The sequence below is a fragment of the Morganella morganii genome, from assembly GCF_019242955.1.
Taxonomy (GTDB): Bacteria; Pseudomonadota; Gammaproteobacteria; order Enterobacterales; family Enterobacteriaceae; genus Morganella; species Morganella sibonii.
In genome coordinates this window covers 2679648-2698736 of record NZ_CP066129.1, presented here as the reverse complement: position 1 = coordinate 2698736, position 19089 = coordinate 2679648, and the positions used below count along the sequence as shown (strand labels likewise).

Genomic DNA, 19089 nt, shown 5'->3' with positions numbered 1-19089 from the left:
TTTTCGGTCGTACGGATTCGGGGAGTTTTGACAGCCATGATATCTTTTTTTAAAAAAAATGAGACTTACATTATAGCTTAAAACAGTTAGGATTTGCGTGATGCAATTATTCAAGTAGTATTGACAGGGCCATTACAAAAAATTAACAAAGCATTGCGCTTACATAACATTAAGGAGAGGTTGATGGAAAGCAAAGTAGTTGTTCCGGCGAAAGGCGCTAAAATCACCATTGACGCACAAGGCAAATTAATCGTTCCGGACAATCCGGTTATCCCGTTTATTGAAGGGGACGGAATCGGGGCTGATGTAACGCCTGTAATGATTAAAGTTGTTGATGCTGCTGTAAAAAAAGCCTACGGCGGTAAGCGTGAAATCTCCTGGATGGAAATCTACACCGGTGAGAAATCCACAAAACTGTATGGCAGTGATGTCTGGCTGCCGGATGAAACCCTCGATTATATCCGTGACTACCGCGTGGCTATCAAAGGCCCTCTGACCACCCCGGTCGGCGGCGGTATCCGCTCCCTGAACGTGGCACTGCGCCAGATCCTCGATTTGTATGTTTGTCTGCGTCCGGTACGTTACTATGCCGGCACCCCGAGCCCGGTAAAACAACCTGAACTGACTGATATGGTGATTTTCCGTGAAAACGCGGAAGACATCTACGCCGGTATCGAGTGGAAAGCCGGTTCTGCGGAAGCTGATAAAGTGATTAAATTCCTGCAGGACGAAATGGGCGTAACCAAGATCCGCTTCCCGCAGGATTGCGGTATCGGTATCAAACCGTGCTCTGAAGAAGGAACAAAACGTCTGGTTCGCGCAGCGATTAACTACGCGATTGATAACGACCGTGATTCCGTCACCCTGGTTCATAAAGGCAACATTATGAAGTTCACCGAAGGTGCCTTCAAAGACTGGGGATACGAACTGGCACGTGAAGAGTTCGGCGGTGAATTACTGGACGGCGGCCCGTGGTTAAGCCTGAAAAACCCGAAAACCGGCAAACAGATCATTATCAAAGATGTGATTGCGGATGCATTCCTGCAACAAATCCTGCTGCGTCCGGCAGAATATGACGTTATCGCCTGTATGAACCTCAACGGCGACTATATTTCTGATGCCCTGGCAGCACAGGTCGGCGGTATCGGTATCGCACCGGGCGCCAACATCGGTGATGAATGCGCACTGTTCGAAGCCACCCACGGCACCGCACCAAAATACGCCGGCCAGGACAAAGTCAACCCTGGCTCAGAAATCCTCTCTGCCGAGATGATGCTGCGCCACATGGGCTGGTTTGAGGCTGCTGACTTAATCGTTAAAGGAATGGAAGGGGCAATCGCTGCCAAGACTGTCACTTACGATTTCGAACGTCTGATGGAAGGCGCTAAACTCCTGAAATGCTCAGAGTTTGGTGACGCAATCATCAAACACATGTAATTAAGTTTACAGTGAAATAATTAACGGGAACTTATTAGTTCCCGTTCTTTTTTTTAACCACTGAAAATCTTCCCCAAAACCTCCCCAAAACTCCTCCCCAAAACGGTATAAAATTTGTACGGTTTTTGGTGTGTTTAAGATTAAGATGAGTGAGGTTTTAAGTAAGCAAGGCTGCTTTGAGTGAGGAGAAGAAATTAGCATATCTATTAAAGTGGCTAAATTTAGCCATCCACTACAGACTGTGAAGGCATTGCACTTATGCTCATTTCGTAGATTCACTCCCCTAATTTGTATGCATAATCACCCACAATTGACGAAAACAACTCCAACAACTCTAACTTAGTTCTTCCAGAAGCTGTTATGCTAACTAATTCATTGAAATCAATTTCAATGTATTTATTTGCTCTAGGGTTCAATAGAACACCTGTCTTCCATTCATCCGCACCACCCTCAATTGATGATAAGAAACTCAATAGCCAGTAAATTAAAATCTGCCGGTAATCAGAAGACGAAAAATTTCTATTTGTACATTTTACTTCGATCAGCCGCTGGCCGATTGAAAAATCTCCTTGACCTTGTGCTATCCATTGAAATCCAGGAATGATGGGAGACCTAATTACATTACTATCACTCCATTCATTACTCAAATATCTTAGTGATTTTGTTAGATTAGTAGCGGTTTTGTTAGCTATTTCAATCTCAATATCTGATAAATTATCAGGTAAAACTGCATCAAAATACCTTGATTGCCGACTCGAGGCGATAGACAAACACTCATTCCAATCTTTATTCTTTTCTTCAAGCATTTGCTCTGCTCTTACATAAGCAACTTCAAATAGCATAGCTGCATTTGTATCTATTCCTACCAACATACTTTCATCAATAATCGTACAACCGGGTATAGGTTGTGCCTCGCGATTGAGATGTGCAACGATTGCCGGTAACAATTGTGGAAATAACAAATCACAGATACCGGGAATATCTCGCGCTACAGTTCTGGGATCTTTGACAGGTAACCTTAAAAATCTCATTTATTCTCAGCCCCTTTGCACCAATTAATAAATATTTCACAAAATGATGCTTTTCCTTTCTGTTCAATTCCTAATGACCAAGAGTTAGGTATTGATTTTATTACTTGGTCCCTAAAATGCTTTCCATCATCACTAAATTTATATGATGCGAGCCAAAGTATTCTTTGTACTTCCGGTGTCAATTTTGACCACTTATTTCTCTCAGAAATGAATGAAGGTCTATCTTTCCAATTTCTTATACAATCAAGACACGCTCTTTTAATTGTTTCAGATGAGCTTTCATTTAATAAACTATGAACGTAGGCAGCTCGATTATTTGTTCGAACTACTCTGAGAGAACGTAAATAATGCAAACAGTTCGCTTCTGGTAGCAGTAGATGCTCAGAGTGCACAACAATATCATCTACCATCCTATCAAGCTCTTGATAGATAGAAGAATACTGTTCATCATTCCTAATAGAAATCACACCTTTAATAATTGTAGAAAATGAACTTCTAAAGGAATGTAAATTTTCTGAAGAGAGTAATGTCTTACATAACTGTAATGCTAAATCTGGCTCATGAAATTTCAATGTTCTACTTATTTGATTAACTAAAAAAGTGTCTGGCTGACTTTTATGGATCTCTAAATTAAGTAAGGATTGTACATTTAGTTTCTCGACAGTTTCAACTAGTTCATCATAATCAGAAACAGGATTGTCTGAATAGGGGTCAAAATGTAAGTCAATTTTTTTGAGTTTACTAGATTTATCATCATCAACAAACAATTGTGTATAAACAAAGTTTTTATAGTGTTGGGCTTTTAAAATTGTTGTTTTAGTTCTGTTTAATGACAGTCCATAATCTGCCAAAGCGTTCGACAGAATTGAAATAGCACGATACGCTTCAGCTTGATTACTGGAAATAATGGTAAAATCATCTACATACCTATGCCACTTAAGTTTTGATGATGTCAAAAGTTGGTCAACTGAGGTCATTAGCAACTCGGCTAATACTCTTGAACATTGCCCTCCGACTGGTAAGCCAAATGATCTACCAGCTGACAACTGACTTAACAATCTATCTATTTGAGTTGCAACTGTAGAACCTTCACCAAATAAATCATTAATACAATTTTCGATACGATGATGATAAATATGCTCGTAAAAATTTGATATATCTGTTTGGATAACAACAGCCTCGTCATTAATTAATTCTGGATCATTAATTGTTGCTTCTTTATATGCCCTCCATGACTTGTCTCTATCAAATAGGTTCTCACCAGTTTCTATGTAACGATATGAGTGTGCATTTGGATTTCTTTTTGATTCATTTATTTCTGCAATCGCGATAGCCAGACCATTAAGATATATATTCCAAAATGGATGTATCTTTGTTGAAATTCTAAAGCCGCTAGCACCAGTTGGCGAAAGCAATCTCTCCGAGTAAACTTGAATTTCATTCAATGAATTTCTTGCATTCTTTTTACCATCTTTTTCAAGTCTTTTAAAGAAATCAAAAGCTATATTTGCTATCTGTGTTTTTGACTCTGAAATGAAAACGGTATCGATATCAAAAGGCAACATGTCATTGTCGCCGTGAGCGCCAACATCTTCAATGGCTCTTATAAAGTGTTCAAGTTTCACTGTATTCATCATCCCCACCGACTCATTAAATGCATTCATATTCAGATATAACAAGTTAAATTATGACAAGATTCATAATTAGGCAAGTTACTTATTCTCCTTGAAACTAAAAACTCCTTTTCCTGACTACAATCCGATACAACGTCAGATACTTTGATTGTTATCAATGATAATAATTTACCTTATGAATTATTTTAAAATATACCTTCTAAAGGTAATAATTTTAAAATTCAAGTATGGTAGCCCATTGAATGAAGCAACTGTATCTTAGAGCGCGTACAGTCAAGAATCCTCGCTTAAGGTGATGGCGGGTAACAACTTCTGACAACTCACTCCCATCACCTACTGACTAACCTGTTCCCAGTTGATCAACACTTTTTGATGTCAGCAATGTCCGTCCGTTTCTGGCACAACGCTGACATACAATTTGAAAGGCAGATATATGAACTAAACTATGGGTCAGAAAAATATTATATCAACACTCTTATCCAATCTTTGCCACGATCGTCATGATATTTATCGGTTTGTTGCTGGTTTTTATGACCCAACAGATTTTTGGTGTTAATTCCCTGTTGTCGATATAAACGTTCAGATAATGACCGCATTTCATGAAAAGTTGGTGCTGCACCTTCATCCCATTTTATTCCGCATTTATCCCTCGCTTTCCGGAAAGTTGTAGTCAGGGTATTGGCTGTTACTTTTTCTCCTTTTTGCGCCTGTGATGTGGTGTGCTGATAATGAACCAGGTATTTACTGACAACACGATCCCGGCAGAAAGCAATCACTTCGCGTAATGACATACCTATCGCCTGGCATCTCAGTGAGAGGGGGATAGCCAATTTTACGCCGGTCTTTTCCTGCTCAATGTGGAGCATGTCGTCCCATACATCCGAAAACTTCATATCAGAAATATCTCCCAAGCGCTGTCCCGTTACGACAGCCAACAGCATTCCGCATCTGAGATAGTGTGGGTAATGCTCCGCCTGGCTGAATATCGCCTGCCATTCTTCCAGTGAAAGCCGTTCGCGTTTTATTCTGTTTCGTGGTTGTTTGGTTGCCTGCGCCGGGTTATATCCCGGAGGAACATGGCCTGCATGCTGGGCTTCTTTGAATACGTCGATCAGCACCATTCTGACAACCTGAGCCATTCGGTTATGGCCGGCCGCTTTAACCTGATTTGTGATTTCAGCTATTTCCAATGCAGTAATATCTTTAAGTTTCAGCATGCCGCAGTGTTCCCGGAATAAATTTACCGGTTTGTTTTTCTGCTTCAGTGAATTAGGTTTTAGTTCACCTTCACGTACTCGTTCGTTCTGAATTTCCAGATATTTATCAAGCCACACGCTGACACTGATCCCGTGTCTGGCGTTTTTAATTCCTGACAGGCGATCATTGATACTCAGTATTTGTTTTGTTTGTTGTTCAGCAATTATCATATTTGCCTGAATAGCGACTTCCTTTGCTTCTTTCTCATCGGTACCCAGGCTGTGAAATTTACCTGTCAACGGATGTTTGTACTGCCAGTATGTCTTGTTGTTTCGCTTATCAAGTTTGCAGTACAAATTAGGGACAATAATATTATGAGAGCGTGGTCTCGCAGCCATCAGACAAAATCCTTCTTAACATATCGCCAGAATTGCCCGGTAATTGAGGTTTTGAAATAATTCCGACATAACGTGCGTCACGATCTACCATCCATTTTTTACCGACTTTTAAAGCTGGTGGTACCATCATGTGAGATTTCGCATATTTATATAATGTTCGCCTGCTCGGAGCCTCATCACCAAACTCATGTTCTGCCCACGCTTCAAGATCTACCATTCTTGACATAGTTTTCTCTCCACACAATTTAGATAATAAAAAGCCGTTACTTTTTATAAGTAATTAATTCCCTGGTGTTGGAATGATGGTTATTTCTTTTTTATTATTCACAAAAATAAGTCCACCAGCGGTCAGGCAAGGTATCTATCCGGCAGGACGATTTATGCCGGTGGACTTATGTTTGTAAAAAATGGCGGCCGGCTGGTGGAATGTACTGTGGTATGCACGGCCACTAATGGTATTGCATGGTTATTGTTATGGGGTCGTTTACTCTTCACACCGTTATTCAGATACGCAGCCGTTACTGCGGTTGTACTGTTAAAGCACAGCGGTCTTCCCACTTGATGATATCTTCATCGAGTCGACTAATGGTGCGTTCGTGGTCGCGGAGCTCTCTGTCACGTTCTGCACGTAGTGATTGCAGCTTTTGAAGCGCCTGGGCTTTTTCGGTGATCCACAGTGCGACATCGTCGGCGGACATATTGCTGGTGATGGTAGGTTCTGTTTGCATGGCTAATCTCCTGTCTTCGTTGAAAACAAGAATGCAACCAAAAGTAGATGATGTCAACTACTAAAAGTAGAAAATGAGGGCGTAAAAAAACCAGCATAGGCTGGTTTTCTGTATTTATGAGAAGTATTTAATGTTCATCGGTATACTAATCAATAGTTTGCCGTGGAAATATAATTCATGCATTTCATGTTCTTCGATGTGAAAAGGCGGATAAAAGTCATTGTCGGATATAACGGCCAGTTTGCGGCCTTTAACTTTTTGTAGGCGTTTGATGAACGTTGATCCTTCAAAATTAAAGACATAGATACCATCGCCAGTAAACTGTCCGACTTTAGTATCAATAAACAGCAAATCCTTCGGGTTCAGGGTCGGTGTCATGCTGTCACCATCCGCATTGATAATGACCACACCTTCAAGCGTCCGGCGGCCAAACATTTCATAGATGCGGTCCTGCGGGATCTCGATTGACCTGATCACTTCCGGGAAGGGATTGTTGATGTAGCCATTCCCAGCGGATGCAAATGCCTCGATTTGCCTCACTGTAACAGTATCTGTAGCCATCTTGTCGACCGTTCCATCCGCTCGCACACCATAATCAAGATACACAGGTGTCGACTTAACAACTTCAGCCACTCGCTCCATTTTGTCGTCACGAGGCTTGGCAGATCCCAGGGTATACCGGCGCGCCATTTCATACGTAACGCCTACACCCTCGGATAGTTGTTTAACGTCAACCCCCGCTTCAGTCATGCGCTGCACCAGTCGGTCAGCAAAGCTTTTGTATTTCGGAGTTTCTACCATAGGTAGAAGTCTATCCATTACATCCAAAACTGTCATTTCTATTATAAGTTGCCTTTATTATCTACTTTAAGTAGTATTAATTTATTGATAACAGGAGGCGCGAATGCAACAACAAAGCATTACAGAAAAGGCAATTGAAGCGGTGGGGTCACCATCAGCGGTGTCCCGGATGTTCGGGTTTAAATCACCTCAGTCTGTATTTAACTGGATCAAGAACAACCAGGTTCCGGCTGAAAGGGTTATCCACCTGTGCGAACTGGGTAACTGGGTGATAACGCCAAACCAATTGCGTCCGGATCTCTATCCAAATGTGTCGGATGGATTGCCAAACGATACCAAAACCATCTGACTCAGGTAACTACAACCCAACCTGCAAGCGAGTAGGCAATGAAGAATGAATCACTGAAAGAAGTCGTAAGAGAGATGTGCAGCGCTACTAATGGTGGGCGCGAAGTTATGGCCGGTGCGCTTGGTATGTCTGCCACGTCGTTCAATAACCGATTTTATGAGAAGAACGGCTGCCGGTTCTTCGATCACCACGACCTGATGACGATGCAGGAAGTCTCCGGTACGAAACTGTATGCCGAATATGTTGCAACAGAATCTGAAATGCTGCTGGTGGAAAGAATCAATCCGGATGATCTGGATGAGCCCGAATTATTTCGCCTGCATAGCAAGGTAGCTGCTAATCAGGGGGCACTGGCTGTGTTTATGGATAAATCACTGGAAGACGGGCAGGTAGACAGCGAAGAAGAAAAACAACTGAAAAAACTGTTGGATCGGACTGTGGCGACAGGGAGGACATTTATCTATGCATTCATTAAGTACCACAAGAAAGGGTGAAGCCGAGAGTATACGGCTCTCGGCTTCGGTCGCGCTATATCAATTGTGTGAAGAGATAAACGCATGAGCAGATTAACTCATTTGGCAGGCTTTGCGCAACTCCGCGTTGCTCCTGTTAAGGGTGGAAAAGACCCTGCCGCATTTGTTTATACGGTAAGAGTACCGGAAGGTTTCTCGGAAACAAACTACCAGTTTGTGAAGTGGGCGGTAGGTGATTTTAACCGTCTGGGTAAGACAGCAGGAGCCTCGGCATGAAAGAAACAGCTGACAATCTTGATCGGTATTACACCGACAGCCGCGGGCGGAAAGTTCATGTTGTCCGGTTTGACCGGCAAAACAGCCGGGTGATTTTCATGCGTGACGGTTATGAACATCCGTGCTTTGAACCTCTGAAAACCTTTCAGGAGCGGTATACACGCGTGGGTGAGGTGAAACCATGAGTATGATTTTAACCGCGCGCGCCTTGCAGATAAAAACCGGCAACGCGCTGCGCAAACTGGTGCTGGTCAAGCTGGCGGATAACGCTAACGACCAGGGTGAATCGTGGCCGTCTGTGCCGTACATCGCTGAGCAGTGCGAAATGTCAGAGCGCTCAGTACAGAACCACATTAACGCCCTGGTGGAAATGGGGCTGGTTCGTATCGAATCCCGTAAATCGGCCAACGGTCTGAATCAGTCAAATATCTATCATCTGCGTCTGAATGCTGCCGCCGTGAGTGGTGAATCTCCTGCACCATATGGTGCAAATCCTGCGGGGGTAAGTGGTGCAAATGGTTCCGGGACTGGTGCAGCAAATTCACCAGGTGGTGCAACTGGTTCCGATAGTGGTGCAGGAGCTGCACCCAGAATCAGTCATGATCCAGTCATAGATCCAGATAATAAAAATATTAATCCTGTTCGCGGAAAAGCCAAAAGCAAAACCGCAATGCCGGAAAGCTTTGAGCTGGGTTGTGATCATGCTGCAAAAGCTGAGGCATCCGGGCTGGATGTTCAGGACGAGTTTCAGAAGTTCAGCGACTACCACGCCAGCAAGGGTACGAAATACACCGACTGGCACCGCGCATTCAGCTACTGGCTTGGACAGGCTGCCAACTTCAAACGCAGAGCCGCCGGAAACAGCACTAACTCCGTAGAGCGTGACGAGGCATTCACCCGTCTGATCGGCTCCCGTTCAAAACCACGTAACCGCACCGAGGAAATCGCACTGGAAATGGCCGGGAAAACCGGCATCCGGACTCAGACCGAGTTTATGGGTCGCAAGACGTGGATTGATATCTGGAAACAGGCCGCAGAACAAGCCGCAAAAGAACGGGAGGCAGCATGATCATGCGCTCAGAAAGCAAAGAGATTTACGGTGTGAGTGTGGTTCCTGTGATGGCGGTTCTGCACCGTTTTATCCGGTGGTGGGCATTGCGTGACCTGAAACGTGCCTGGTCAGATGATCGTTTTTTTGAAAAGCACATTCAGCGCCGCGGCTGGCTGCATATTGCGGACGCGTTCACATTCCACAGCCGTTACCAGCGCCTGCGTGAAGCGGTGAAAACCCACCAGAACAAGGGGTCTATCTGATGAGCCTGACTTACGGATCTGTATGCTCCGGCATCGAGGCCGCTTCGGTCGCCTGGGAGCCTGTCGGAATGAAGCCTCTCTGGTTCAGCGAAATTGAACCGTTCCCGTCTGCCGTACTGGCTGCACACTGGCCGCAGGTGGATAACCTGGGTGATATGACAAAACTTGCCGCGGCGGTTCGTGTCGGTGATGTACCCGCGCCGGATCTGCTGGTGGGCGGTACACCGTGCCAGGCATTCAGTATTTCCGGTATGCGTGGCGGAATGAGTGACGAACGTGGGAAATTAACACTTTCATATGTTGAGTTGGCTGATGCTATTGATGATAAAAGAGAAGAAAACAATGAACGGCCGGCGATCATCGTATGGGAAAACGTGAAAGGGGTTCTCAGCAGTGAAGATAACGCATTCGGATGTTTTATTGCCGGTCTGGCTGGAGAAGATGAACCGCTTGAACCTGGTGCGCGACCTGAACATGGAAAATCAAACCAATTCTGGACGTGGAATAAAAAAACCAGTCAGCACGTTGCGAGCTGGCCGGTCGCTGGTTGTGTTATTGGACCAAAAAGAACTGTCGCGTGGCGGGTGCTCAATGCTAAATATCTCGGAGTCGCCCAGGGTCGACCACGGGTATTCGTTATCGCGAGTGCTGGAGAAGGATTCAGTCCAACTGAAGTATTACTTGAGTACCAGAGCATGCAGGGGGATTGTTCTGAGAGCCGCGAGGCGAGGAAAAGTCATACCGGTAAAGTTGGAATCTGCCCTGAAAAAACAGGCATCACAATCTACAGAATAAGGTCATTTGGTGAATACGTTGAATCCGACCACGCATCGACATTAAAAGCCCGTGACCACAAAGACAGTACCGACCTCATTGTTACAGAAGATGGCGTTCGTCGCCTGACCCCTGTCGAGTGTGAACGCCTGCAGGGATTTCCTGATAATCACACCAGAATCAGTTGGCGTGGTAAAGATGCTGCTGACTGCCCGGATGGTCCGCGTTACCGCGCTATCGGTAACAGCATGGCGGTACCGGTTATGCGCTGGATTGGTGAACGTATCCTTGCCGCGCTGCCGGAAACCCAGGATCTGCGCTCAGATTACGTGATTGCACTGGACGAATTGCGTAATAAACCTGCTCACATGCTGAAAGAGGTCGGTGACCAGTGGCGGACGCCTGATGCGCTGTACTGGGGTATCAACGCGAAGTTCGGCCCGTTCACTCTCGACCTGTTTACTGATGGTCAGAACAGCAAATGCCCAGACTATTACACCGCCGAAGATAACGCACTGATACAGGACTGGTCAGAAAAACTGAAAGAGCTGGGCGGTGCAGCATACGGCAATCCGCCATATTCCCGCAGTAGTTACCACGACAAACAGGCCGTAACTGGTGTTCGTAACATCATGGAGCACGCTCAGGCTATGCGTGAGAAAGATGGCCGGTATGTTTTCCTGCTGAAAGCGGCAACGAGCGAAGTGTGGTGGCCGGAATGGGCTGATCACGTTGCATTCATCCGTGGTCGTATCGGGTTCGATTTACCGGACTGGTTTGTGCCGGCGAACGAAAAACAGAAACCGTCAGGTGCTTTCTTTGCCGGTGCAGTCGTCATTCTAGATAAGGACTGGCAGGGAGACAAAATCAGTTACATCAGCCGCGACAAACTGATCGCTATCGGCGAACTGTTTATGCGGCAGGCACACTGGCTGGTGGAGAAAACAGGGGAGGCTGCGTGATGAATTACCTGTTAACCGGCTTTGTCCAGAAAGATGCCCGGATACTGATGTTTAATCCGGGGGCGGAGATCGGCAATTTCCTGGATGGCGCCCGTTATGTTGTGAGTGCAGCTCCCCGTTCAATGGATGGCATTCCGTCCGGCCGCGTTCCGGCAGATGCGCAGCCGCTGCTGACAGATGAGCGGGTGCTTCGTTTCCTGGATAATCCAGCCGTGATAAAAGCCGCCGGCGGACTATCCGGATCCCGTCACTACGTTAAATCAGTTGGCTACTGCCAGATTAACGATCCGGAAAACCCTTATCACCACCACGAACTGACCATGACCCGCCACAAAGATGGTTTTATCCGGACATGCTGGCACCATGACAACATCCTGCGGGCGAGTGATGTCCACCAGCAGCAGGCGGACGAAATTCTGTTACACAACCAACGGGCGTTTGTGGCACGCAGCATCTTTACCGATCTGCGGCTGCCGGCCGGTCATCTTCTTAATCCTTCCGATTTGTTCACCTGGTCGGTGATGCGCCGCGTCAGTGATCATCTTCCGGCCTTTATCAGTTCCTACATTCTGATGCAGAAACCGGAGGAAGAGATAACCGGCACCATGACAGAGCATTCCATTGTCCATCAACCGCGTTCACACAGCCGGATTGTTCATGACATCGTCGAGCAGATAAAACCGGTCGTTGTTCCTGAGATAGAACCGGAGCCGCCAGCAAGTTTTATGCGGATCCCGAAGTTAAAGCGCTGGGAGTGTCTGAAATACCTGCAGTGGGTGAAAAGCCAGCCATGTTGTGTGTGCGGTCACCAGGCGGACGACCCGCATCACATCATCGGTCATGGCATCGGCGGTACCGGTACAAAAGCACACGACATTTTCACCATCCCGCTGTGTCGCATTCACCATGACGAGTTGCATCGGGATCCGGCAGCATGGGAAGCAAAGCACGGCAGCCAGCTGGAGTTGTTATTTAAGTTTATGAACCGGTCATACGGGATCGGCGTTTTTGGTTAATGCGCTGTACGGAGCGCGGAGAGATAAACGATGAGAGATATTCAGATTGCATTAGACCGCTGGGGCGGATGGGCTTCATCAGACAACTGCGGAGTGGACTACTCACACATAGCAGCAGGATTTAAAGGGCTTATTGCCAGTGACAGGTCGGAGCGCGAGTCATGCAGTGATCACGATGGCCGAGTTATCGACCAGGCAATCACTAAGTTGAAAACCGTCAGAAAAGATGAAGAGCTTGATTTGGTTGTTGCTCATTATATGTACGGGGTATCAAAGCGTGCGATAGCCCGTAAATGGAAACTGAGCGAGGGTCGCATACGTCAGATGCTTCAGGTTGCTGAGGGGTTTATCGATGGTTATCTGTATGCCACCGGTGCAGTTCTTGATATGGATTTAGAGATAGAAAAAGCCAGGGTAATAAATTGCAGTAAAAAAGTATTAGTGCGCTACGCAAATTCGGTGCTACTGTGATAAGAGTGATTCCTATGTCACATTGCTTATAAACAGAAACCTCGCAATTGCGGGGTTTTTTAGTTATGGATTTGGCTTAGTTATTTATTTTTTATATACTCTGATAATGCGTTGTTTTCGCCTGAAAAGCTGTTAAAAATAACTCTGATGGGTATATGGATTATTTTTTAGCACCGCCCGATAGTGGTAGCAGAGCGGTTTTACACAAAAAAACATGCAAGAAACTACAACAGGTGAAAGGGGCTGAGTACATCGGGTACTACCTCGGGGAGTACCGAGCTATTAGGCATGCGGAAATCATCGCAAAAGATGCCGTTATCTTATGCCCTGCATGCTTGAGTCATAATGACAGTAAAGCAAATGATAACTTTCAGGTTCAACTCTCCGGAATTTCCGGATAGTTCACATGTTCGGTTATTCCGAACAACTCAATTAAAGGCAAAAAAGCCCTGATCAATTAGTCAGGGCTTGCATTTTAGGTAGAAGTATCAAGCTTTATGGGTATCAGCTTTTTTCCGTTTATCTGGGAAAACAAATAAACCACCTGTTGGGTGATAAATCCGTTTTCCGTTTTTTGTGATGTAAGGGGTGTAAACCAGGTCATCATCTGGGTTTGAGGTATTATTACTCATATTTCCGTACTCCGGGTCATTGAATGGCGTCCATTTACACGAAGCGGAAAACTGCATATACTAAGTTCGCATTTGAGAAAAGCAGTTCACAGCTAGTTTGAGCGACACCTAAAACTCAAAACTCTGTACAGATCAGACCGATTGGCATTGGCGTGTCAGTCGGTTTTTTTTCTGTACGTCATGTAACCAAAGTAAAGGAAAACTCCCTCAAATTCAAGTGAATAAAGTAACGAGCTTTTGTGGATAACTTGAGGATAGTTACCCTCCAACAGAGTGGGAAGTACTGTGAACACTGGTAAAATGAAACTGTGCCTACCCTATTACGCAGACTGATAATTCTAGGAAAATGCGATTTGTTTGACGTTTTATTAATCGTTTTGTCAATTAACTTGACGCTGAAAAATAAATCAGGTATGCAAAGTGCAGTATATCTATTTTGGTAGCCCCTAATTAAATAGATAAAGCATAAAAAGGTCGCTCAGGCGGCCTTTTTTATTGCCTACAACAATAAGAGCATTGGAATACGACAGGCTCATTACCTAATCCGTATTCGGCCACAGTGCTCTTCTTATTGCTTTCCCGCTGCTGGTGGGATTATCCGAACAATGCCGCAGCCACCTCACTTTAACCGTCTGTAACAATATAAACCGGTTGCGGCATTCTCCTATCAATTCACACACGGAACACTCCGCAGGGGGTGGAAAATGCGTATGTCCGATAAATATTCCAGCCCTGCGGCGTATGCGTGGGGTGTCTTTACTGCTGCTTTTGGTGCCCTGTCTCTGGATCAGTGGGCTATCGTTGCCGGGATCATCTGTACTGTCGGGACGTTCCTGGTGAACTGGTATTACAAACGCAAAGAATTCCAGCTGAAAGCCGGAGAGCATCATGAATAACCGATTATATAAAAAAGTAATGGCCGCTTGTGCTGCTGGCGCGATTGCCGGTGCGCTGGTGCTGATTCCCGCTTATGAGGGTGTCGAGTATACACCTTATCGTGATGTGGCCGGAGTGCTCACCGTATGTTACGGTCACACCGGCAGTGATATTCAGCCTGGCAAGTTGTATACGGATGCTGAGTGTAAAGCGCTGCTGCATGACGACCTGACGAAAGTCCGGTATGCGGTTGACCCAATGATAAAAGTGCCGATTGACGACAACACCCGGGCGGCGCTCTACTCATTTGCATATAACGTCGGCCCCGGCGCGTTCTCACGTTCTACTATGCTGCGGAAACTCAATGCCGGTGATATTGTCGGTGCATGTGACGAGATGAAGCGCTGGACGTTTGCCGGTGGTAAGCGGTGGCAGGGGCTGATTAACCGGCGCGAGACGGAGAAAGCGATATGTCACGGAACCCCATAATGCTGATCATCATCGCGATCATTCTTCTGACGGCCTGCCTGCTGGCGGGCTGTTATCTGTATTCACTGCCGAATCACTGTAAGTCGCTGGTGGGTAACCCGCTGGACGGCGTGATTCATTATGAGTGTGAAGCGCCATGAAAAGAGTAATTACTGTGTTGCTCAACGGCTGGCTGTGGGCTGTGGTGTTCTTCGGGTTATGGATGTTCAGCTTACTGTCAGCAGAACAATCGGAAAGCCAACACAAAGACAAGGTTATCACTGACCAGCAAAAGCTGATTGATAATGCTTATACCAGTATCGATATTTTTAATCATGCCGCTGCAGCAAATGCCAGCAGGAATATGCAGGCAGAAGCCAAATCACAGGAGAAGCAGATTGAATACCGCACCATCATCCGGAAAGAACCTACCTGTAATCTGTATATTCCTCAGTCTGTTTCTGACGGGCTGCTCAGCCACGTCTATGCCGTCCGTGAATCAGCAATGCGTTCCGCTCCCGGCATCGCTGACACAACCGGTACTGGCGCCGCTACCACCCGCCGACTGACATATTGTCAGGCAGTCGAATGGATAGAACCCCTGCTGACGGCGCTGGATAAGGCGAACGGGCAGTTGATGGATATCTACAATGTGGATACAAAGAGAAACGGGCAAAAGCGATAACTAACTATAAACCCTGTTAAAAAATACATTTTTAATTAGGATATCAAAATTATTTTATGAGGGAGTAAATATCAAAAGTATAAATAGAAGTAATAAATTCAGACTTTACTGTTATCGAATGACGAGTTTTTGTGTATTTAGATGGGAATTTTTCTAGTTTTTCTAAAATATGGATATAATTATCTATATCGTCTGAGTTTCGCTGTAAAAATTTAACATCACCAACAGGTGGTTTTTTGTGCATCACTCTTTGCTGAATAATGTGAACGAAATGACTTGTTTGATTAGATACACTCCGAGTTAAGTCAGAGATAATACTGTTTTGTATTGCTGGAATAGCTAAATCTTTTGGGTAGTGATGTTTAAACTCAATAGTAGCAATTAAACTAGAGTCTTCTTTGGTCAATTTATAAAGAGATAAATCTACTGCACCATACTTATTTTTTGGGTGTTCAGTTATAGCTAAATAATTTGAATTTTTATTAATAACAAGGCTAATTTCGTCTCGAATTTGGTTTTCATGCTTTCGGTTGTAAAAATATAAATTAAGATTGAGTAGTTTTTGAAAAATATGTGGATTTTTTATTGCTTCAGTTAAAATGGAAATAATGGTATCAGTCTGTGGCATTTTCAATAGTATCTTGTTTTAAATGGTGTTTAAATTTTAGCATTATAATTAATAAATAATAGAGGGTAATATAAAAATAACTACGAAATTGTCGGTCCACTATACATCATTGACATGATGTTATTCCGGTGGTTATTTCCTGGTGATGATATATATGAGATGTAAATGGGATTACCTAAAGATTTTCAGTATCTCGCCTCGCTAAATAGCGAGGCTTTTATTTGGAGGTGCTATGCCACCACGCATCCCCCGCGCCTGCCGCAAGCGAGGCTGCGCAAAGACAACAACAGACCGCAGCGGATACTGCGAAGAGCACCGGAATACAGGCTGGGAGAGCCACCAGCAGGGCAAGAGCAGACACGAACGTGGCTACGGTACCAAGTGGGATAAGTTGCGCACCGCAGTCCTGAGCAGAGATAAACACTTGTGCCAGCAGTGCCTGCGCGAGCGCAGGGCAACTGAAGCAAAGACAGTCGACCACATCACACCCAAAGCGCATGGGGGAACCGATGCAGAAAGCAACCTGCAAAGCCTGTGCTGGCCCTGCCACTACCGGAAGACGGCAACAGAACGTAATCGAGGCTGAATCGCAGCAATGTACAGGGGAGGGGGAGGTCAAATCCCTGCCGCCCACGGCCAGAGGACCGCCGCCTTACCTCTTTTCAGATCGCCGCAGGTTAGAAAACTTTTTTCCGGGATACCCGGATGGGAATCAATAGGAGAAAACGATTATGTCGGGACCACCGAAAACCCCGTCGCACCTGCGTTTGATCAAGGGGAACCCATCAAAACGCCCGATCAATAAAAAAGAACCGAAACCACCTTCAGGGGTACCCCCAACACCGAAGCATTTTACCAAGCAGGGGAAATACTGGTTTAAGCGAATCGGGGAAGAACTCGATGCCATGGGCGTGATGAGCACGATGGATGCCAAGGCGCTGGAACTGCTGATCGAGGCATACACCGAATACCGGCAGCACTGCGATACCCTGGACGAACAAGGCTATACCTACACCACTGAAAGCGAAGGCGGCACGCTGATAAAAGCACACCCGGTGGCGGCGATGAAAGCCGATGCCTGGAAACGGATCCGGGCAATGCTGGGTGAATTTGGTATGACTCCGGCAGCCCGCTCGAAGGTAACGATTAACACACCAGCCGAAGAAGACCCTTTCGAGGCATTTATGAAAAAGCGCAAATGATGAATGGCAACCGTAGCAGATGGGATCCGGTACGCCGAACAGGTAGTTGCCGGAGAAATAGTTACGGGCGAACTGATACGCCTGGCGTGTCAGCGGTTTCTTGATGATTTGGAGCGTGGCCCTGAGCGCGACATCTTTTTCATTGAAGAACGCGCCCAGCATATTCTGGATTTTTACCAGTTTGTCCCGCACGTCAAAGGGGCGCTGGCAGGTAAGCCGATTGAGCTGATGCCGTGGCATACCTTTATTCTGATTAATATCTTTGGCTTTGTGATCCCGCTGGTTGATGAACTCAGCGGAGAGGCTCAGTACGATGATGACGGCGATCCGGTACTGGTTCGCCGTTTCCGGACAGCCTATAACGAAGTGGCGCGTAAAAACGCCAAATCCACCCTTTCATCCGGTATCGGCCTGTACATGACCGGTGCTGACGGTGAGGGTGGCGCCGAGGTTTACTCTGCGGCCACAACCCGTGACCAGGCCCGTATCGTGTTTGAAGATGCGAAAAACATGATCAAAAAGGCCAAAGGTTCACTCGGCCGCCTGTTTGAATTTAATAAGCTGGCGATTTACCAGGAGCGGTCTGCATCCAAATTTGAACCGCTTTCCAGTGATGCAAACAACCTCGATGGCCTGAATATTCACTGCGGCATTGTGGACGAACTTCACGCCCACAAAACCCGTGATGTGTGGGATGTTCTGGAAACCGGGACCGGTGCCCGCCTGCAATCCCTGCTGTTTGCGATCACCACAGCGGGATTTAACCGCGAGGGCATCTGCTACGAACTGCGGGATTACGCCATCAAGGTACTGCGGGGCGTAGTGGAGGATGACACTTTTTTCGCGGCCATTTACACGCTGGATAAAGATGATGAACCGTTCGATGAGTCTGTCTGGATAAAGGCTAATCCGGGGCTGGGTGTCTGTAAACGCTTTGATGATATGCGCCGCCTGGCGAAAAAAGCCAAAGAGCAGATTGCCGCCCGGCCTAACTTTCTGACCAAACACCTCAATATGTGGGTTAACGCGGAGTCGATCTGGATGGACTCAGGAAAATGGGACAACTGCCCTGAAAACGCGCCGGATGATGAACTGAAGAATTACCCGGTCTGGGTCGGTGTTGACCTTGCAAATAAAATCGACGTGGCCGCAGCGATTAAGGTTTATGAAGATCCGCGCGGGCAGGTGCATGTTAAGTGCAAATTCTGGCTTCCGGAAGACAGGATAGAGACAGCACCGAACCATATTGCGGAACTGTACCATAAATGGGCGGCTGCCGGGCATCTTGAACTGACGGACGGTGAGGTCATCGATCATGACATTATCAAGTCGGACATCATGGCGTGGTGTGATGGCGAGGAAGTACGTGAACTCGGGTTTGACCCGTGGAGCGCTGTGCAGTTCTCCCGCCGCCTGGCGGAAGAGGGGATCCCGCTGGTGGAAGTGGCGCAGACGGTAAAAAACATGTCTGAATCCATGAAAACAGTACAGGCCGATGTATATTCCGGCAAATTCCACCACGATCACAACCCGATGATGTCCTGGATGATGTCGAACGTGACCGTAAAACCGGATAAAAACGACAACATCTTCCCGAATAAATCGACACCGGAAAACAAAATCGACGGACCGATCGCGCTGTTTACGGCCAAATCACGCCAGATGGTGAATGGCGGGGAGCAGGAACAAAGTCTGTCCGATGTTTTATCTTCCAGGGGCTTACGCTCACTCTGAGGA

The 19089-nt window shown here is 46.1% G+C and carries 25 protein-coding genes and 1 pseudogene; 18 read left to right on the top strand and 8 right to left on the bottom strand.

Features of this window, described 5'->3' with window-relative positions; genetic code table 11:
* Positions 1 to 183: 183 nt before the first annotated feature.
* Positions 184 to 1437, top strand: a complete 1254-nt coding sequence (gene icd / locus JC793_RS12715) for an NADP-dependent isocitrate dehydrogenase (protein WP_046894958.1) — start codon at positions 184 to 186, stop codon at positions 1435 to 1437.
* A 275-nt stretch (positions 1438 to 1712) separates the two neighbouring features.
* On the opposite strand, the gene JC793_RS12710 is transcribed toward icd, so the two are convergent.
* From JC793_RS12710 to JC793_RS12685, 6 genes are all read right to left on the bottom strand, one after another.
* Entirely contained in the window at positions 1713 to 2468 is a 756-nt protein-coding gene (locus JC793_RS12710) for a hypothetical protein (protein ID WP_218426350.1), read from the bottom strand.
* The gene (locus tag JC793_RS12705) at positions 2465 to 4105 is read right to left on the bottom strand and encodes an RNA-directed DNA polymerase (RefSeq protein ID WP_247717247.1); all 1641 of its coding nucleotides are present in this window, start codon (positions 4103 to 4105) and stop codon (positions 2465 to 2467) included. The genes JC793_RS12710 and JC793_RS12705 overlap by 4 nt, the downstream gene beginning before the upstream one ends.
* A gap of 458 nt (positions 4106 to 4563) precedes the next feature.
* Complete coding sequence (locus tag JC793_RS12700) at positions 4564 to 5697, bottom strand: site-specific integrase (RefSeq protein ID WP_218426349.1); 1134 nt, start codon at positions 5695 to 5697, stop codon at positions 4564 to 4566.
* Complete coding sequence (locus tag JC793_RS12695; protein ID WP_071992669.1) at positions 5672 to 5923, bottom strand: excisionase; 252 nt, start codon at positions 5921 to 5923, stop codon at positions 5672 to 5674. The genes JC793_RS12700 and JC793_RS12695 overlap by 26 nt, the downstream gene beginning before the upstream one ends.
* Positions 5924 to 6215: 292 nt before the next feature.
* Complete coding sequence (locus JC793_RS12690; protein WP_218426348.1) at positions 6216 to 6425, bottom strand: hypothetical protein; 210 nt, start codon at positions 6423 to 6425, stop codon at positions 6216 to 6218.
* A gap of 114 nt (positions 6426 to 6539) precedes the next feature.
* On the bottom strand, positions 6540 to 7226 hold the full coding sequence (locus tag JC793_RS12685; RefSeq protein ID WP_247717246.1) for a LexA family transcriptional regulator: 687 nt from the start codon (positions 7224 to 7226) through the stop codon (positions 6540 to 6542).
* Positions 7227 to 7329: 103 nt separating this feature from the next.
* Between JC793_RS12685 and JC793_RS12680 the strand changes: the two genes are divergently transcribed.
* The 10 genes and pseudogenes from JC793_RS12680 (at position 7330) to JC793_RS12640 (ending at position 12861) form a co-directional block, all read left to right on the top strand.
* Positions 7330 to 7575 carry a transcriptional regulator gene (locus tag JC793_RS12680; RefSeq protein ID WP_111759650.1) on the top strand — a complete coding sequence of 82 codons (246 nt, stop codon included), beginning with the start codon at positions 7330 to 7332 and terminating at the stop codon, positions 7573 to 7575.
* A gap of 38 nt (positions 7576 to 7613) precedes the next feature.
* Positions 7614 to 8069: a YmfL family putative regulatory protein gene (locus JC793_RS12675; protein WP_025155134.1), complete on the top strand. Its 456-nt coding sequence runs from the start codon at positions 7614 to 7616 to the stop codon at positions 8067 to 8069.
* A 63-nt stretch (positions 8070 to 8132) separates the two neighbouring features.
* Entirely contained in the window at positions 8133 to 8324 is a 192-nt protein-coding gene (locus tag JC793_RS12670; RefSeq protein ID WP_036422703.1) for a hypothetical protein, read from the top strand.
* Positions 8321 to 8509, top strand: coding sequence for a DUF4222 domain-containing protein (locus JC793_RS12665; protein ID WP_218426346.1), 189 nt, complete (start codon positions 8321 to 8323; stop codon positions 8507 to 8509). Before JC793_RS12670 ends, JC793_RS12665 begins: the two co-directional genes overlap by 4 nt.
* The gene (locus tag JC793_RS12660; RefSeq protein WP_218426345.1) at positions 8506 to 9393 is read left to right on the top strand and encodes a helix-turn-helix domain-containing protein; all 888 of its coding nucleotides are present in this window, start codon (positions 8506 to 8508) and stop codon (positions 9391 to 9393) included. Before JC793_RS12665 ends, JC793_RS12660 begins: the two co-directional genes overlap by 4 nt.
* Positions 9390 to 9638, top strand: coding sequence for a hypothetical protein (locus JC793_RS12655; protein WP_218426344.1), 249 nt, complete (start codon positions 9390 to 9392; stop codon positions 9636 to 9638). Before JC793_RS12660 ends, JC793_RS12655 begins: the two co-directional genes overlap by 4 nt.
* Positions 9638 to 10642: pseudogene (locus tag JC793_RS12650) on the top strand (DNA cytosine methyltransferase); the annotation flags it as partial. The gene JC793_RS12655 and the pseudogene JC793_RS12650, both read left to right, overlap by 1 nt.
* Before the next feature lie 84 nt (positions 10643 to 10726).
* Positions 10727 to 11374 carry a phage N-6-adenine-methyltransferase gene (locus JC793_RS19635; protein ID WP_282102753.1) on the top strand — a complete coding sequence of 216 codons (648 nt, stop codon included), beginning with the start codon at positions 10727 to 10729 and terminating at the stop codon, positions 11372 to 11374.
* Positions 11374 to 12390 (top strand): DUF968 domain-containing protein, encoded by a 1017-nt coding sequence (locus JC793_RS12645; protein ID WP_218426343.1) that lies wholly within the window; start codon positions 11374 to 11376, stop codon positions 12388 to 12390. The genes JC793_RS19635 and JC793_RS12645 overlap by 1 nt, the downstream gene beginning before the upstream one ends.
* A gap of 30 nt (positions 12391 to 12420) precedes the next feature.
* Entirely contained in the window at positions 12421 to 12861 is a 441-nt protein-coding gene (locus JC793_RS12640; RefSeq protein ID WP_218426342.1) for an antiterminator Q family protein, read from the top strand.
* 488 nt (positions 12862 to 13349) lie between these two features.
* On the opposite strand, the gene JC793_RS12635 is transcribed toward JC793_RS12640, so the two are convergent.
* A complete protein-coding gene (locus tag JC793_RS12635) occupies positions 13350 to 13493 on the bottom strand; it encodes a hypothetical protein (RefSeq protein WP_218426341.1) in 144 nt (47 codons plus the stop codon).
* 704 nt (positions 13494 to 14197) lie between these two features.
* On the opposite strand from JC793_RS12635, the gene JC793_RS12630 reads away from it, so the two are divergent.
* Genes JC793_RS12630 through JC793_RS12615 form a run of 4 tightly spaced genes read left to right on the top strand, consistent with a single transcriptional unit; the run spans position 14198 to position 15522 of the window.
* A complete protein-coding gene (locus JC793_RS12630; protein WP_218426340.1) occupies positions 14198 to 14389 on the top strand; it encodes a phage holin family protein in 192 nt (63 codons plus the stop codon).
* Positions 14382 to 14858 (top strand): lysozyme, encoded by a 477-nt coding sequence (locus JC793_RS12625; RefSeq protein ID WP_218426339.1) that lies wholly within the window; start codon positions 14382 to 14384, stop codon positions 14856 to 14858. The genes JC793_RS12630 and JC793_RS12625 overlap by 8 nt, the downstream gene beginning before the upstream one ends.
* The gene (locus JC793_RS12620; RefSeq protein WP_193829441.1) at positions 14858 to 14998 is read left to right on the top strand and encodes a hypothetical protein; all 141 of its coding nucleotides are present in this window, start codon (positions 14858 to 14860) and stop codon (positions 14996 to 14998) included. Before JC793_RS12625 ends, JC793_RS12620 begins: the two co-directional genes overlap by 1 nt.
* Positions 14995 to 15522 (top strand): hypothetical protein, encoded by a 528-nt coding sequence (locus JC793_RS12615; RefSeq protein ID WP_247717245.1) that lies wholly within the window; start codon positions 14995 to 14997, stop codon positions 15520 to 15522. The genes JC793_RS12620 and JC793_RS12615 overlap by 4 nt, the downstream gene beginning before the upstream one ends.
* 49 nt (positions 15523 to 15571) lie before the next feature.
* Here the strand turns inward: JC793_RS12615 and JC793_RS12610 are convergent, their stop codons facing one another.
* Positions 15572 to 16150 (bottom strand): hypothetical protein, encoded by a 579-nt coding sequence (locus JC793_RS12610; RefSeq protein WP_218426338.1) that lies wholly within the window; start codon positions 16148 to 16150, stop codon positions 15572 to 15574.
* A gap of 232 nt (positions 16151 to 16382) precedes the next feature.
* On the opposite strand from JC793_RS12610, the gene JC793_RS12605 reads away from it, so the two are divergent.
* The 3 genes from JC793_RS12605 to JC793_RS12595 all read left to right on the top strand — a co-directional run bounded on the left by JC793_RS12605 (position 16383) and on the right by JC793_RS12595 (position 19086).
* On the top strand, positions 16383 to 16736 hold the full coding sequence (locus JC793_RS12605; protein ID WP_218426337.1) for an HNH endonuclease: 354 nt from the start codon (positions 16383 to 16385) through the stop codon (positions 16734 to 16736).
* 145 nt (positions 16737 to 16881) lie between these two features.
* Positions 16882 to 17352, top strand: coding sequence for a phage terminase small subunit P27 family (locus JC793_RS12600; RefSeq protein WP_218426336.1), 471 nt, complete (start codon positions 16882 to 16884; stop codon positions 17350 to 17352).
* Between the two features lie 3 nt (positions 17353 to 17355).
* The gene (locus JC793_RS12595; RefSeq protein WP_218426335.1) at positions 17356 to 19086 is read left to right on the top strand and encodes a terminase large subunit; all 1731 of its coding nucleotides are present in this window, start codon (positions 17356 to 17358) and stop codon (positions 19084 to 19086) included.
* Positions 19087 to 19089: the final 3 nt, after the last annotated feature.